Annotated in this window: 11 protein-coding genes and 1 tRNA gene; 6 read left to right on the top strand and 6 right to left on the bottom strand. The window is 35.4% G+C overall.

Annotation, left to right across the window (positions count from 1 at the left end):
- Positions 1–23 precede the first annotated feature (23 nt).
- The 4 genes from KYG33_RS08915 to KYG33_RS22480 all read left to right on the top strand — a co-directional run bounded on the left by KYG33_RS08915 (position 24) and on the right by KYG33_RS22480 (position 7,705).
- On the top strand, positions 24–818 hold the full coding sequence (locus tag KYG33_RS08915) for a hypothetical protein (RefSeq protein WP_180564342.1): 795 nt from the start codon (positions 24–26) through the stop codon (positions 816–818).
- Positions 819–836: 18 nt separating this feature from the next.
- Positions 837–5,069, top strand: coding sequence for a hypothetical protein (locus KYG33_RS08910; RefSeq protein WP_219073096.1), 4,233 nt, complete (start codon positions 837–839; stop codon positions 5,067–5,069).
- A gap of 15 nt (positions 5,070–5,084) precedes the next feature.
- Positions 5,085–6,329 (top strand): hypothetical protein, encoded by a 1,245-nt coding sequence (locus KYG33_RS08905; protein WP_180564340.1) that lies wholly within the window; start codon positions 5,085–5,087, stop codon positions 6,327–6,329.
- Positions 6,330–6,439: 110 nt separating this feature from the next.
- Positions 6,440–7,705: a hypothetical protein gene (locus KYG33_RS22480; protein ID WP_257468967.1), complete on the top strand. Its 1,266-nt coding sequence runs from the start codon at positions 6,440–6,442 to the stop codon at positions 7,703–7,705.
- A gap of 130 nt (positions 7,706–7,835) precedes the next feature.
- On the opposite strand, the gene KYG33_RS08895 is transcribed toward KYG33_RS22480, so the two are convergent.
- From KYG33_RS08895 to KYG33_RS08880, 4 genes are all read right to left on the bottom strand, one after another.
- A complete protein-coding gene (locus KYG33_RS08895; protein WP_219073095.1) occupies positions 7,836–9,182 on the bottom strand; it encodes a DUF3472 domain-containing protein in 1,347 nt (448 codons plus the stop codon).
- A 221-nt stretch (positions 9,183–9,403) separates the two neighbouring features.
- Positions 9,404–9,476, bottom strand: a tRNA-Phe gene (locus KYG33_RS08890).
- 108 nt (positions 9,477–9,584) lie between these two features.
- The gene (locus KYG33_RS08885) at positions 9,585–11,426 is read right to left on the bottom strand and encodes a lysophospholipid acyltransferase family protein (protein WP_047387446.1); all 1,842 of its coding nucleotides are present in this window, start codon (positions 11,424–11,426) and stop codon (positions 9,585–9,587) included.
- Between the two features lie 22 nt (positions 11,427–11,448).
- Positions 11,449–12,687: an aspartate kinase gene (locus KYG33_RS08880; protein ID WP_180564338.1), complete on the bottom strand. Its 1,239-nt coding sequence runs from the start codon at positions 12,685–12,687 to the stop codon at positions 11,449–11,451.
- Between the two features lie 324 nt (positions 12,688–13,011).
- On the opposite strand from KYG33_RS08880, the gene fbp reads away from it, so the two are divergent.
- Positions 13,012–14,028 carry a class 1 fructose-bisphosphatase gene (fbp, locus tag KYG33_RS08875; protein WP_047421077.1) on the top strand — a complete coding sequence of 339 codons (1,017 nt, stop codon included), beginning with the start codon at positions 13,012–13,014 and terminating at the stop codon, positions 14,026–14,028.
- Entirely contained in the window at positions 14,028–15,038 is a 1,011-nt protein-coding gene (locus tag KYG33_RS08870; RefSeq protein ID WP_180564337.1) for an o-succinylbenzoate synthase, read from the top strand. Before fbp ends, KYG33_RS08870 begins: the two co-directional genes overlap by 1 nt.
- 9 nt (positions 15,039–15,047) lie before the next feature.
- Here the strand turns inward: KYG33_RS08870 and KYG33_RS08865 are convergent, their stop codons facing one another.
- Together KYG33_RS08865 and KYG33_RS08860 are read right to left on the bottom strand one after the other, a co-directional pair.
- Positions 15,048–15,215, bottom strand: a complete 168-nt coding sequence (locus KYG33_RS08865) for a bacteriocin-like protein (protein ID WP_156118473.1) — start codon at positions 15,213–15,215, stop codon at positions 15,048–15,050.
- Positions 15,216–15,645: 430 nt separating this feature from the next.
- On the bottom strand, positions 15,646–16,776 hold the full coding sequence (locus KYG33_RS08860; protein WP_219073094.1) for an alpha/beta hydrolase: 1,131 nt from the start codon (positions 16,774–16,776) through the stop codon (positions 15,646–15,648).
- Positions 16,777–16,844: the final 68 nt, after the last annotated feature.

Genomic DNA, 16,844 nt, shown 5'->3' with positions numbered 1-16,844 from the left:
ATAATAGACAATAACCAACCAATATGGTAGAAACAAGAGTAAAACCTTTTCAGAAATATGCCTTAGGAACCCATGATTATCACGTGGAGAATGCGCTTGAAATACAATTTGGAGAAGCAAAAGGGTTTTATTCATCTTTTAGAATTACACTGCAGGAGAAAGAGAATGAAGATCATACAAAATACTGGCTGATAGATAAGGTAGATGATTCCTCTTTTCCATCTGAAAATAAATTTATGGAAATCCTGTATATCCTGGAGCAGAGCTCTTATCCGCTGGAAATAAAAGTGGATGAAAAAGGAAGTTTTCTGGGCGTAGCAGACCATCAGAAAAATATAGAAAACTGGAAACTCAAAACGGCAGTGCTTCAGGAAAAATACCAGAATGCTGAGGTCTTCAGAAACCAATATCTGTCTGCGCTTGAAGATGAAGCTGTTTTTTATAAAAATAAACTGAAAGAACCCTTCTGGAATCTGCTGTTATTCGCCCCTTATTATGTAGATAACGGAGGAGAAAACCATGAGTCTATCATATGGAATATCAAAGGAATTGGTGATATAGAATGTCCCGGAGTCATCAATGCAGAACAGAGAGAATATGGTTTTAATGCCTTTTTTACTTCTGAAATCAAAGTTCCGGACACCATACAGGAAGAATTAGATAAGAAATACCTGTATTACGCGGGACAGTATCAGGTAAAATTAAGTATAGAAATGGAATACAACTCCCGTAAAAAACAGTATTCCAAAAAGAAAGCTGACTTTATATTGTCAGATGGAGAAAAAACAGTATACCGGGAAACGATCACAATGACTTAATCTTTATGAACAAATGACATGGCGGATAAAGGATACATCATTATAGAAGGAGCCACTGCGTACTGCAGCAGTTCTGTAACCAATAATTCCAATGGAACCGCTGTTCCGATGGAAGTGAAAAGCCAGAAAAAAAAATTAGGCAAAAACAAATACTTTGCACAGAATAAACCTGTAGCAACTTACCTTGATGATAAAGCCGACAGCTTCGGTGGTGGCAATGGATTTGGAAACTGTAAAGGTTCAGATGGGAAAACTTACCCATGCAAAGGCAAATGCAGTATCAAATATAAAGACTATTATGAAAACGTAGAATTCAACAAGAGTATGAAAATACTGTTGGATGCTTCTACCGGAAATTGCCCTGGATATGGCGTTCCCGGAACGATTGCTTTTGCAACTAACGGGCAGGCCAATAACGTTTCCCAGATTGAAGTCAAAGAAGCAGATGAATTTTCCGTAGCCAATACTTCACCACAATGGCCTTCATCTGCTGCATCTGAAGCGAGCATTGCAGTGTCATCAATCTCAATGATAAGGCCGATACCGGAAGATAAGCCTGTCGGAAACTATTATTATATCAAGGGGATGAACGGACCGTTATTTCCCATTGCAAATCCTTTTGGCGGTGATAATCTGGATTTGAAAGCCCAATTTAAAGGTGATGAGAAAAAAATCATCTGGGCTCTTTTCAAAGGAGAAGGAACCAAAGATAAAGTAAAAACCTTTATTGGATTGGGAAGCAATTTCAGCCAATCTATGAGTAAAATATTTGACGGTCTTGCAGAAGGGAAGTACAGGCTCGAAGCTTATGGCAAAAAAGCTGGTGATGCTAAATGCTCTATTAATGTAGAGGTCGTTCAGGACTTTGTTAAAAAAATTGTCAGTCCAGGATCTTCAACCTTAATTAAAATCCCTTTGCCTGTATCTATTGAACGTAAACTCAGCAGTGCGACCGACCAGGCGAAAATACTGAACAGAGGTTTCTTTATGCCTGTGAATAGCGTTCAATGGACCGTAAAACAAGGAACGACAGTACTCTATAGCAGTTATTCAGAAGTCTCTTCTCCACACCTTGTGGATGTAACTGGGATTGGTGATCGTATATTTCTAACTTTTAAAAATGAAGGAAAATATACTGTAGAAGCATTTACAGATCCCACAGATCCAAAACCACAGTCTATAGAAGTTAAAATAGAAAACAGCCTCGGGGTAATGGGAGTGAAAGGAGAACCGGGTTTAGTAAGATTCAGTGATACTATCAAAGTTCAGGCCTCTAAGTTCAACGTTAATTATATACCTTCCGGGACATCTGTATATTGGTATCTTAAAAAAGAAGGAATTGGAAGAGTGGCCTTATTTGAAAATTCACCTTCCTTCAGGACTAGTGTCATCAGTAAAAGAGTTGCTGAATTGCTTTATAATGATGCAAAGCTGGCCAGTAATCAGTATTTCGGAAAATATGTGCTGGAAGCTTATGCCAGCCCGGTTGGAGAAGGAAAACAACCCGGATTTTCAGGATCAGACTGTTTTAATTTTGAGGTGATTCAAAATGTAATTGATAAATTCACCGTTCCCGCCACGAATATTCCAAAAGGAACCAAGATAAAATATACAGCAACAGCAAGAATTGCTACACTGGCTGGAAATGAGGCCATAAAAATAGAAGTTCCGGATAAAGTGACCAATAACGGAGACGGTACCATTACATTCAATGATCTCGGAGAATATACGATTTCCGCTTATTTAACAGGAGATTATACGGATGGCAAGAAAATAGAAGCTAAAGTAAAAGTTTCGGAACCAACCGTAAAAAGAGCTCTTTGGGCGTATGCAACCGGAGTAAAACGTACTGAAACAGGGTTTGGAGAAGAAACCTATGGATTTCTTGAAATTGATGGTCTTCAGAACCAGGCTTTAAAAGTAAAAGTCTGGGTAAAAGGAGAAGGCGATGATTTCTATAAAGAGAAAGACAAATATATGCTGGAAGAAAAAACCGTCACCCTTAACAGTGAGGGCAAAGCGTCTTTTCTTATTACCACCAATGACGATTACAAGAAAAAATTGCTGGCAGCTATACCCAAAACAACAGAAAATCCCAACCCGTCTTACCGTCTGGTATTTACCGTAGAACTTCAGGCGAGTTCATCTGCAGATATTGTGCTTCCAGGGAATATTACCATTCAGGGAACACGTCCTGTAGTGGTAGATGCCACTACAACTTATCTGGAAGTTCTGGATTTCAATGAAGAACTGGTGATGACTTCCGAACAGAAAATTGTCTCCATTATGTTCTCCACAGAAAATGGTAAAGATATCCAGCGGGAGCAGACTTTCTATGGTAAAACCCATAAACTTTGGGTGCACACCGTCAATATGACTGAAGAAGTTCTGAAAATTGACGTTTTGAAAGAAATTCCTAAAGAAGGGTTAAACGAAAAAGACCATATAACCTATACCCACGAAAGCAAACAAAGCTACAACGAAGAAAAGACAGGAAAAGACGGCTTGCTCGAAGTTTCTTTCACGGCAAAAGAAGAATGGAAAAATCCACCAAAGAATTTTGATTATTATATAGCACAGGTTTCCCGGCAAGTGCAAGATCCTGCAGATCCTAAAAAAAAGGTATGGAAAATAGAAAAAAGCCAGTTTACGATTAATAATACACTTCCTGCCGATCTGGTTAGAACGGAAGATATGGAAAAACTGGGAATCAAAGCTTATAAAAAAGACGGAACTCCTTTTACAAAAGAAGAAATGCTGGAGTTAAGGAAACAGTATATTTTTTATGAAAGCGGTTGTCTGAAGGTTTCTCAGAAAGAAACACCTGAGGCTATTGATAATGATGTGATGCCTGTGGTGGTGGAGATGGCGGAGGTGAAGAAAGAAGGAGAAAATGGCTGTCCACGATGTAAAGCTGAAATTACAGTTGATATTCTCAAAAGAGTATATAAAAATGCTGAGAATGACGATTTACAAGAGTTAGCGTTAACTTTAAATAAATACAGAAATATTTTCGAATTAAATACTTGCGCAAGAAAAGCTCATTTTTTCGCACAGTCATTACAAGAAGCAGGAACGAGTTTAAAAGGAGGTCTCCATGGTGAAAGTTTGGATTATGCAGCCGAAGATCTACCAAAACATTTTAAAAATTTTAGAGCAAATCCTGAACTGGGTAAGCAAAGCCCACCTAATGATCTGGCGTATGAATATGGTAGAAGTTCAAAAAACGGATATAAATCTAATGAAAAGAAAATTGCAGAAATAGCATATGGAGGAAGACTTGGAAATGAATCTGTTGATGATACCTGGAATTTTAGAGGTAGAGGATTGTTACAAATAACAGGAAAGGGTAATTACAAAGAAATTCAGAAAAAAATAGATGAAAAAGCTAAAGACTCTGGAGTGATGATTTCTGACGGAGTAGATAGGGACTATACCCCTAAGGAAGCAGCAATAACTGGGATGGCAGATTGGTATAAGGACTCTATGTATTTGAAAGCGGATGATACAGGCAAATTATCGGATGATGTTGTAGTTGATTCTGTAGTTGATATCTTGAATAAACTTACACCTTCAAGACTACACAGAAAAATTTGGTATCGTGGAGGTAAGCTAGATAAATGGGAAGTTAAAGCAGGTGATTCTATGAAAGCGGTATTTAGAGTTGTAGAATGTGGTAAAGGGACAGGATTGAACTTGGTGGGAAATGCTCCATGGTTTCAAGCTGCATGGAAAGAATATGAAAAATATAAAGGATTAAGAGAAATTGATAGCCCTTTAAAAGAAAAAATCACAGAATACTTTGATGTCTCTTCTGCTGCTGGATTAGGTTACGATTATACAAATCCGTGGTGTGGTGCATTTTTAGCTTGGTGTTTTGATCAGACTCAGGATTATCAAAGGATTAATACTCCTAAAAGTGCAGCTGCCTTTGGCTGGAAGGGAAGTACATGGGAAAATGGAGAAGATTGTAATGCTTTTGTTGGAGCTTTAATAGTTTTTGATTATTCACATGTGGCATTAATTGCTGGTGAAAATTTAGATGGTACAAGATATGTATATTTGGGAGGAAATCAAGGGAATGGAGAAAAAACAGCAGGACATCAAAAAATAATACTTGGTTCTGTTGATAAAGAGAGTAAATCGATCGTTGCTATTACCAAACCTAAAAAATATACAATATCTGAAAAAGATAAAGAATTTCCAAAGTATGATGTTAGTGCTGAAAATTCTAAAGAAAGTTCCAGATAATAAAATATAATTTCTATGAATATAAAAAGTAAAATTAGATTAACAATATATTCCTTATTAATAATGAGCAGTTTTGGCTGCCAAGAAAAAAAGCAAAGTTTAGGCAATCGTCAAAAACCAATAAGTATGAATGATGATACTATAATACAAAAGGTTCTAAAGAAACAGTTGCAGGAAGGTGCAGGTAAATCAATTGATGAGGCGGGAGCTGAATTAGCTAAAATTCAGTTTGGGATAGAAGAGCTTGAAGCATCTGCTGAAACTGCAAAAAAAATATTATTATCTAATGGTTTTAAAGAATTATCTGATAACGAATTTAGTAATAAAATTAAAAATATTTTTGGAAGAATAGTAGACCCTAATTCAGGTAATCCGTTTTTATATGTAAATTATTTTGATAGATGTGATAGAAACTTTGTTACCTATAGTAATAATAGCGTAGATTATGAAGGTGGGTATATTGATAAACAAAGAAAACTTTTCACTGACTTTTATTATCTCCCCGAAATTCTTGATTATCAAAAAGAATATCCCACATTGAATAATATTGAGTCTAGCAAAATTATTAGGAAATCAAGTTCACAAGTAGACGTTGAAATTCCACATTGGAAAGATGTTGCAAATTTAAAAGAACAAAGAAAAGTAAATATTCAAAGAATCATTGCCAGAAATATGTACTTGTTCAATGATAACAAAACATATATTATTTGGTTGGTAACTCATGATAAAAACTTTATAAAGTTACTGGTTAAAAATTTTGGTTATGACAGTGAGCCTAAGTTTAATGAAATGCTTATCAATGAATATATTCAATCGAAGGATATGTATAAAATTGGGGAGCTTGTTTTTGCTAAAAATTGTGATAAAGAATTAGAGGTGAGAAATGGAATATTACAGAATATAGCTGCTGTTTATCAAAAAAGTTCAAATCCTCACGATCTGTTTGGTTTAATGGAGTTTTCTTCTAAGTTATTAGAAACTGAAGAGTATAATAATTATTCGGAAAAAGAAAAAATTAAAATGATAGCTTATCTGGCTAACACGTATGATTTTTTGTTCAAAAAAAATCATAGGCATCAGGATGGTTGGGATCCTAGATGGAATATTTTAGGCGCTTATTTTGAAGATGACTCCAGAAGTAAAATTAAGTGGACTCAGCTAAAAGAAGAAATGCAGAAAAATAATTACTATAACCTGCCAAATTTAAAAGAAGTGATAAGTTACGCAGAGGGATTTGATAGTGTAGGTGCTCCAGACTAAGTTCAATTAAATTTGTTATTGACAACCAGCCCTTGAATATAACAAATATCCTAAAAATAAATATTGAGAGCACAGTTTGATAAACTGTGCTTTTATTTAAAAACACAATAATGATAAAAAGAATTTTATTTTTTCTGGTAGTATTGCAGGTAAATGATTTTCACTCACAAAATATGGCTGAAAATTCCGAAAGTTCCTTTTTATCCATTCTTAAGGCACAATTGAAGGCTGGTGCAAGTGGCGAAAAAAGTGAGACGGATTATCCAGCTTATCAATTTACATTAAAAGATTTAGAGGCTACTGAATCAATTATATCAAAAGAATTAGAAGATAATGGATACAAGAAGCCCAATAAAGAAGCCTTTTCTAGTATAATTAATAAAGTATTCAATAGGATAATTGATCCAAGATCAGAATCAAAGTATTTGCATATCAATTTTGAAGATAAATGCTCAAAAGATTTTAAGCTTTTTAAAAATTTGAATAGTATTGATGTTAATCCATACAGTACTTATGTTTTTAAAAATGAACTTTTTATATCAAATTTATACAGCATCCCTGAAATACTGGATTACACTAAAGATTCTAAATTATTCCAATATGAAAGAGAAGCTGAGAATAAGAATCATGTAGCAGGTGTGAAAATATATTATTGGAAAGATATTACAGACTTAAAAGAACAGAGAAAAAAGAGCATAAAAACTTTAATTGCCCGTAATCAGTATCTATTCAATAATAACAAAGTCCAATACAAATGGCTTATTTTGAATGATCAAAATTTTATGGCAAGCTTAGTAAAAACATTTGGATATGCAGGAGATACTGACCTCTTAAAGTGGGTTATTGAAAGAACAAAGTTTAATAAAAATAATCCACAAGATTATGGAAAATTGTTTTGGATTAAACAATGTGACGGAAGTTTAAAGCTCCATGCCAATACTTTTAAAGTTCTTCAAAAACTATACCTTCCTACTGATCCGTCAGAAAACAGATTTATCTTGGATCACATAAAAGATTATCTTGAGTATCTTGCTGATTTTAATAACAAAGAAACTGGTGTTTCAAAGGAAGATAAGGTGAAAATACTAGCGAATATTGTTTATTTTGCGGAACAATATAAGTATGACAAAAGATTTGTTTCAGGATATGGGGATAATTCTAAAATGATGGGAAGGCTGCGATTCTTTTTAGATCAGGAGGAAATAAATCTTTTACAGAAAAATAATTATTTCAATCTTCCAAAATTTAAAGAATGGTGGGACAATGCAGATTATGATGAATATTTTGTTGAAGAGTGTGAATACAACGGAACATGCGGCCCAGACAATCAACCCATGAAGATAACAGAATGGCGAAAACAACATCCTCAGAAATAAATATTGAAAACACAGTCAAAAATGTTATACTTTTTATATAAAAGCATCTCATCCACGGAACGAAGTTGGAAAAATATAATAAAAGCCAGTTACTCATAAAGTAACTGGCTTTTATTTTTAAGTTATAATTTTAAGGAAGGGTTGAAAAATTGATATTAGGAGCTTGTGTAGGTGCGGTAACAGAAAACTGTGAGCCAGGCGCAACCGTTGTGTTAAAGAATTCTCCATTTTGTAAAAAGAAAGCATTACCGCTTGTTCCTCCCATTGCATCTATTCTTTGCTGTGCATTGTAGGTATTATCCACACTAAATTTTGCTCCTGAAATGGCAACCCAGTTACCGGTGGAAGTTCTTACCCATTGATTTTTAAATTCTGCTTTTCTGCCCTGATATCCATTTTCGGGATTGAAATTTTCAACGAAACTATAGAAGCTTTTAAGATAAGTACTGGTTTGAGGTCGCTTCCAGCTGGCGATCAGTTTCCATGTTGTCGTATCAGGTGATAAGAACCAGGCTGTAAAATCTGTTTTTCCGGTTCCGTCCGGTTCGCCTTTTAATAAGAATTTATAAGTTTGTCCTGCACTCCAGTTATACTTATAATAACTTTGTCCGCCAGAGCCCTCATTCCCGAATTCTCCAACTGTTACTCCGGTGCCTGCTCTGTTGAGGAGGATTTTATGATCAGGAGGAATATTATTAGGATCATCAGTATCAAATGAGCTCCATACAGAGAATAAAATTCTTCTTTCTGTGGCAGAATTCACCTGCATTCCAAAATAGCCTGCACTAAAGCCATTAGCCATAAAATAAGAACCAATCTTATCTTCTCCGGCAGGAACTGTTACTTCGTTGTAATAATAACTGACATTATTGGTAGTCGGAACTACATAGTTCAGATGACAGGAAGGCCCTCTGCGAGCCCAGTAATAATAGGAAGGGTCATTGCTGTAAATATTGGTTCCTGTAGAAGCTGCGCCGCTGAAGATAACATCCGTAACATCTGCAAAGTATCCATCGGTTTTAGAAACACCCTGAAGATCGACTTTTACATAGCCGGGAGTAGAAACGGTAAAATCTCCAACAGTATAATCTGTATAAGCCGATCCCGTTAAAGTAATATTTTTGGATGTGTTGCCAACCGTTACTTTTACAACACTTGTACCTGAAGGAACTGATGCTTTTAATCCTATATTTAATATTCCTGTATTGCTCACTCTGAAATAAGTGCTGATAACAGTATTGGAGTTGGTCCAGTTACCTAAATTAGTAGAAGTGATCACCTCGCTGGCTCCCGAAGGTTTTACCGTAAAAAAAGAATTCCCGGCAACGGGTACATTGAAGGACGATGCGTTCTTTAAAGTTGAGACATTTTTTTGTGCAGCAGCAGTGTCCTCTGTTATCATCGGTATTTCTGCACAGGATTGAAAAACAAGCAGAGCGACACCCAGAAAAGTATCTGCAAATAATTTTATTCTCATAATAGTATTTGTAATTTGGTTTACAATACTAAATTAAGTTTTACCGATCAAATAAAAAATTAATTCCCATCTTTTTGATTAATTTTATTTTTTCAACAGATTTTATCTAGAAGTGCATTAAGATTAAGTATTCGTTTTTCAATATTCCGGAAGAAACTACTGGAAGGAAAGGGAGGTATATAAAAACAAAAAAACCTCTAAACTGAATTAGAGGTTTTAAGTGGTTTCTCCAGGAATCGAACCAGGGACACATGGATTTTCAATCCATTGCTCTACCAACTGAGCTAAGAAACCATTTATGTTTTTGTTTATTACTTCGTTGTTTTAAAGTGATGCAAAAGTAGTAAGTTTTAGTATACAAAGCAAGTATTCATCGTACTTTTTTTGAATAAAGTTAAAAACTTACTGATTATCAGCCGGATTATTTTCCTGCTCCTTTCTGATCTGCTCACTCATCTCTTCCAATACCGGTTTGATCGTGTTTTCCGGAAGATCACTGATTCGGATATACATCAATCCGTCTATCGCATCATTGAAGTTAGGATCTACATTGAAAGCGATTACTTTTGCGTTTTGTTTGATGTATTTCTTGATCAGAACAGGGAGTCTCAATTCAGGCTCAAGATCATCAATGATTTTGTCCAGCTTATTAAGATCAGATTCCATTTCCTCAAAGAAAATGTTTTTATCCCTGTCACGAAGCTTTACCTTATATTCATTCCTTGGAGTGATATACTGAGCTACTGCGGAATCAAAATAATTGGAACGCATAAATTCGATCATCAATGATTTTGAGAACTCCGAGAACTTGTTGGAAATACTCACACCACCCATAAGGAATTTATGGTCAGGATTTCTCAGGCACACATGCACAATCCCTCTCCATAAAAGAAAAAGAGGTAGTGGTTTCTGCTGATATTCCTGGCAGATATAGGCACGGCCCATTTCGATCACCTTTTTAAAGAAAGGGTGAATATCCTGCTCAAACTCAAATAAAGAGCTTGTATAGAAGCCTTTGATACCATATTTCTTCATAACCTCTCTACCCAGTGCCATTCTGTAAGCACCAGCCAGTTTTTTCTCCCCGTTGTCCCAAAGGAACAGGTGATGGTAATGTTTATCATATTCATCAAGGTCAAACGGAAGATTACTGCCTTCACCTACTGCACGGAAAGTAAGCTCTCTCTGACGTCCGATTTCCCTCATAATAGAAGGTATTTCCTCGTAAGTGGTAAAGTAAATTTCGTAATTCCCGTTACTGAACAGCATTTTGTCTGTTCCTCTCAATTTATCAACATCTTTAATGATGTCTTCCAGAGGCGTTTCATCAATAATATTCTGAACAATGTTTTCTTCCTTCAATAAAGGAAACTTCACCGATAAGTTCTGAAGATTGATGCTTTGAGCAAGGGATTTTCTCTTTTCGTAGTAAGATTTCATCATATAAACCTTACGTTTCAGAAACTCTCCCAATTCCTCAATTGTTTCCATATCGTCCATCGCCTTTACAGTAATAGGACGCCCGATTCTGATTCTGATAGGTTTTTCTCTATCATTCATCATTTCTGAAGGAAGCATCAAAGTCTGCAAATTCGGATGAAGCTTAGCCACCTGATAAAAAAGACGGCTGTTCTTGGCATGAAAATACATAGGAACTACCGGCACTTTAGCCATTCTGATAAGCTTAAGTGCCGTTTTTTCCCATTCCTTATCTAAAATTTCTCCGTAAGGATTGTTCTTGTTAGAAACTTCACCTGCCGGAAAAATACCTACGCAGCCTCCGTTTTGTAAATGCTTGAGTGTTTCACGCATTCCTGAAGAACTGCTGTAAGCTTCTTTTCTGTTTTCAAAAGGGTTTACAGCGATTACATACGGTTCCATAGGTTTGATCTTTTCCAAAAGGAAATTTCCCATCACCTTGAAATCCGGACGAACCTCTGATAAGACCTTGCACATCAGAATCCCGTCAATAGCACCCAGCGGGTGGTTGGAAACCAGAATAAACGGTCCCGTTTTCGGAATCTTTGCCAGATCTTCTTCAAAAGCTACATAGCTTAAGTTTCTTTCTCTTACAAATGAGTCGAAAAAGTCTTTGCCTTCCTTATCTTTTAGTTTGTCGTATAATTTATTTACTTCGTTTATTTTAGCAATGCTCATCACAGCAGATGCTACCGGGTTCTTGAGGAACCCAAGTTTACTTAAGCCGGAAGCTTTGATCAGATCGTTTTTCGAAATTAAACTCATGTGTGTTTAGTCGCAATTAATATTATTGTGTTACCATTTGAAGAGTATTCTTGGAAATTTGTTCCAATAATACATTTTTTTCATGGTAAAATTTATCAATGTGATCCATCTTCGCATTTCTTACTGTGAATAAAGATACATTTTTAATTGCTTCGGTTTTAAAAATTTTTTGAAGCTCCTGGTTGAGCTCATCTATATGATTAAATTTGTCTTCAAGGCACAATGCCAGGGAGATAGCAGAATTCTGCATCAGGGAAACCTTGATCTTATATTTAGATAAATATCCAAAAATTAAGCTCATATGGTCTTCTGCAATAAAAGAAAAATCTCTTGTAGAAATCTTCAGAAGATCCTGGTTTTCTTTTAAAATATAAGATTCTTCCTGTTGGTTTTTTTCAGAAGCACCTACTTTTGTTCCTCCTTTGGTAGGATCTACGAAAGACTTTACATAAAAAGGGATACTTTTTTGCTGTAACGGCTGTAATGTTTTTGGGTGAATAACACTTGCTCCGTAATAAGCCATTTCAATCGCTTCTTCATAAGAGATATTGGAAAGAAGAGAAACATCATCGAACTTTCTTGGATCTCCGGTCATTACTCCCGGTACATCTTTCCAGATTGTCATCGCTTCAGCATTTAAGCAATAAGCAAAAATAGCAGCAGAGTAGTCTGAACCTTCTCTTCCTAAAGTCACCGTAAAATTGTTTTCGTCAGAACCAATGAATCCCTGGGTAACATAGCAGATCTCAGGATTCAGATTGGAAATAAATTCCTCAGTTCTCACCCAGTCTACCGTACCTTCTCTGTATGAATTATCCGTTTTTACATAATCTCTGGCATCCAGCCATTGATTGGTAAATTGGATTTCATTCAGGTATTCGCTCAGGATTTTGGTAGAAATCATTTCTCCGCAGCTTACCACCTGATCATAAACAAAGTTGTAGTTGGGAGATTTATTTCTTCTTAAAAAAGAATCAATATCATCAAAAAAGAGATTGATTTCTGCAAAAACGGCATGATTTTCAGGAAAAAGGCCTTCCGCAATCTCAATGTGTTTTCGTTTTATCTTTTCAATCTCAGTTTGATAGTTATCCTTTTTGAAATAAAGTTCAACAACTTTTTCCAACTCGTTTGTCGTTTTGCCCATTGCTGAAATCACCAGCAAGCATTTGGCAAATCCCTGGCTTTGTAGAACCATAGACACGTTTTTCACACTTTCGGCATCTTTTACAGATGCTCCACCAAACTTAAAAATTTTCATTAAATTATTAAAAATAAAATTGTTAGATAAAAAATTACATGAGTTTTTTACGGACGTCAAAATTATAAATTTACAACGAGATATGAAATAGCCTGAAAGGGAGATAGAATTAAGATTTCCTTAAAATCAACAAATAATGAAATAATTTGGATTTTTTGTGCATCTGAGATAACAAATCCGGAGATATAATTTTCAATAACAGTTCAGTGTTATGCTTTTTTTTGTTTGTATTTTGTTGAAATACAGTGGATAAGATCTTTTGTAATTAAATTTTCTTAATGCGATAAATTTTCCGAAATTTGGGGAAAACGTAAAAAGAAAAATATGTCAAATCAACCATTACAGACTTTAGGAGAATTTCTTATAGATAAACAGGACGATTTTCAATATTCTACAGGTGAATTTTCTCGTCTTCTGAGCGCAATAAGATTGGCTTCGAAAGTGGTAAACAGAGAGGTAAATAAAGCCGGAATTGTAGATATTACAGGAGCTGCCGGTAACCAAAATATTCAGGGTGAGGAACAGCAGAAACTTGATGTGATTGCTAATGAAATTTTTATTACGGCTTTGTCTCAAAGAGAGGTTGTTTGTGGTATTGCGTCTGAGGAAAATGATGATTTTATTGATATTAAATGTGGTGAAAACGGACATTTAAGTAAATATGTAGTACTTATCGATCCTTTAGACGGATCTTCCAATATTGATGTAAATGTTTCCGTAGGAACTATTTTCTCTATCTACAGAAGAGTTACTGAACCTGGAACTCCTGTACAGCTGGAAGACTTTTTACAGAAAGGAATCAATCAGATTGCTGCGGGATATGTGATTTACGGTTCCTCTACAATGATTGTTTATACTACCGGAAACGGAGTAAACGGATTTACCCTGGATCCTTCTTTAGGAACATATTATCTTTCTCATCCTAACATGACTTTCCCGAAAACAGGTAAAATCTATTCTATCAACGAAGGAAATTATATCAAATTTCCTCAGGGAGTAAAAAATTATCTTAAATACTGTCAGATGGAAGAAGGAGACCGTCCTTATACTTCAAGATATATCGGTTCTTTGGTCGCGGATTTTCATAGAAATATGCTGAAAGGAGGAATTTATATCTATCCTTCCTACTCACAGGCTCCAAATGGTAAATTAAGACTTTTATACGAGTGTAATCCAATGGCATTCCTTGCAGAACAGGCAGGAGGAAAAGCAACAGACGGATTCAGAAGAATTCTTGAAATAGAACCTACAGAACTTCACCAGAGAATTCCGTTCTTCTGTGGAAGTATACAAATGGTAGAAAAAGCGGAAGAATTCATGCGTATCGACAGCGTAAAATAATGGAAGCAATTTATTTAAAATATTTATTACAATTCAAACGCCCGAGTGGAACATCTCGCGGCGTTTTGCTTGATAAGGAAACCTTTATCCTCACTATTTCGGAAGACGGAAGAAAAGGTGTTGGTGAATGTGCTATTTTCAGAGGCCTGAGTTTTGATGACAGGCCCGGTTATGAAGAAAAGCTGAAATGGCTTTGTGAAAATATCAATCAGGATGGAGCATTTTTAAAAGAAGAACTGAAAGAGTTTCCTTCCATTTGGTTTGGTTACGAGCAAGCGGTTCAGAATTTGAAATATGGAGACAGCCTTTATTTTCCAAGTGAGTTTACGGAAGGTAAATCTGCTATTACCATCAATGGCCTGATATGGATGGGAGGAGTAGGGTATATGGAAGAACAGATTCAGGATAAACTTGAAAAAGGATTTCATTGTATTAAATTAAAAATCGGGGTCAATTGGAAATCTGAACATATTATTCTTCAGAAGTTAAGAGACAAATTTTCCAAAGATCAGCTGGAGATTCGTGTGGATGCAAACGGGGGATTCAGCACAGAAGAAGCGGTTACAGTTTTACAGCAGCTTGCAGATCTTCATATCCATTCTATTGAACAGCCAATTAAAGCAGGAAACTGGAATGATATGGCAGAATTATGTGCTAAAACACCTACTCCGATTGCATTAGATGAAGAACTGATCGGAATTATTGATCCTAAAGAAAAGAAAAAACTTTTAGAAAAAATACAACCACAATATATTATTCTGAAACCTGCATTGGTAGGAGGTTTTTCCGGTTCGGATGAATGGATTTCTCTTGCAGAAAATCAAAATATCGGCTGGTGGATTACTTCAGCTTTGGAGAGTAATATCGGATTGAATGCCATTGCTCAGTATACATTTATCAAAAAAAATCCAATGCCTCAAGGTTTAGGCACTGGAGCTTTATTTGTAAATAATTTTGAATCCGATTTAGAACTCAGAAATGAGCTGTTATGGTTCAAAAGTATAACTTAGAAAAGTTAATTAGCATAATGGGGGAGGTGAATCCGGGCAAGTGGTTTGACCACAGTAGTCAGGCCCCCATGATCTGCAGCACATAGCAACCGGGTTCCAGCTGTTGCACCCAAGAGGCGGTCTTCCTCCTTTGATTGTTTTTAATTCTCCTCTTTTGATTTTCTTTAGATTTTTCATGATATTAATTTTATTTGATTGATAAGTAAATGTCGAAAACTTTTTTCAATTATACAACAAATGGGGAATTATTTAGCAATATTTAACAATATCAAAGGAATGTTTCAATAAATTTCAAACATGAAAATATATTCCTGCATCAGATTAAGAGGAATAATTATTGGTTTTTTCGGTCTGTTTTACAAGGATGAGTAATTTTTGGATCGAATATTTTGTTGATTTAGAGGTTGTTATTCAGTTAAATGACATCTTTTACGAAGATGGTCTTCTTAATATAGTCTAATATATAAGAAAACTGTTTTTTAATATTTTCCATAATAAAAAAAATTATAATTCCCTATAGTTTGAATTAGCAATATTTATGCCACACTGTGGATTTGAACTAATTTTAACGTAGTGTTCATTTTTTAAGAATTATTTAAACTATTTGTTAAGAAATAATTGTGAAAATGTTTTCGTTATCCTTGGATCGGTTGGTAATAAGATTTCTGTCAATTCCATTTAAATTCTGAAAGATATCTGACTGTACCTGCGAGCTGGAGAGGTATCCCCAGTGGTTTCCCACTTCATATTTAAAGCTGTTCAAAATATCATCTTTTACAAACGTACAGTCGATAATAGAAACAATATCTTTGTAATGGGTAAGATCACTTGGTCCGTTTTTGCCAAGTCGTGGTGTCAGAATGTTTTTTGTAAACTGAGAAATTCCCAAAACAGTATCCTGTCTGTTCAGGTAAATAGAAATCCGGTTAGCCAGTAATGGCAGCTTATTGTAGGAATCTTCGGAATCTTCAAATACCTTATAGCTTACATCTGCATTCAACAGTAAAACCTGATCAATAACACGAAGTATATTCTCCCTTTTAAGGCTGTAGAGCATGCTTTGAAGTACTCTGTTCCCCAAAGAATGAGCCATAATATGAATTCTTTGATTGCAGGGCGCAAGATCCCGGTTGGAAAAGATATCTTTTAAAAATTGGGTGTAGAAATAAAACAATCTCATCAGAGATGTTCCGGAATTGATACTGGAAGCTTTATCATCAAAATAACTCAACGGGATAATACTTCCTGAGGCTGGCCAGCTTACGAATAAAATATGTTCTACAGGAGATGCCGGGTTATCAATGAATATTTTCTTAAGATCAAGAATAGCCTTTAATTCATCATCAAAATCATACAGATAACCGTGGATGAATATCAGTACATCGCTTCGGTCTTTAGTGGAAGACATGTTTTTGTACAGTTCATAGAACATTCTTTGAGTTCCGCCAAGATTATTGGCTGTAAGGGCGGATTTTTTAATCCCTTTTTCATTGAGCAGAACATCCAAAACTTCTTCATAACCCTGTTTTTCGGGCTCAGAAAAGAACTTGTAGTTTAAGATATTCCTGTTGGTATAGTCTTTTTTCTTTTTGGCTTGAGCGGTGGGTTCTTTGTAGTTGTCAAAATCACATTTGGCGATCCTGAAATTGGGAATAGAATATTCATCATTGGAAAAAGAGTCCACTCTTTCGCCTTTATACCGGATAATTTTCCGGTTGCTTAAGATATAAACAGCCATGATGGTTAAGTTGGTTAAAATGGTTTTAGTTCTCCCGAAGTTAGTGAAAAATATTGAATTACAATCAA

The sequence above is a fragment of the Chryseobacterium sp. D764 genome, from assembly GCF_019317325.1.
Taxonomy (GTDB): Bacteria; Bacteroidota; Bacteroidia; order Flavobacteriales; family Weeksellaceae; genus Chryseobacterium.
Note: the sequence above shows the minus strand (reverse complement) of the source record. Positions and strands in the feature narration are given on the sequence as shown.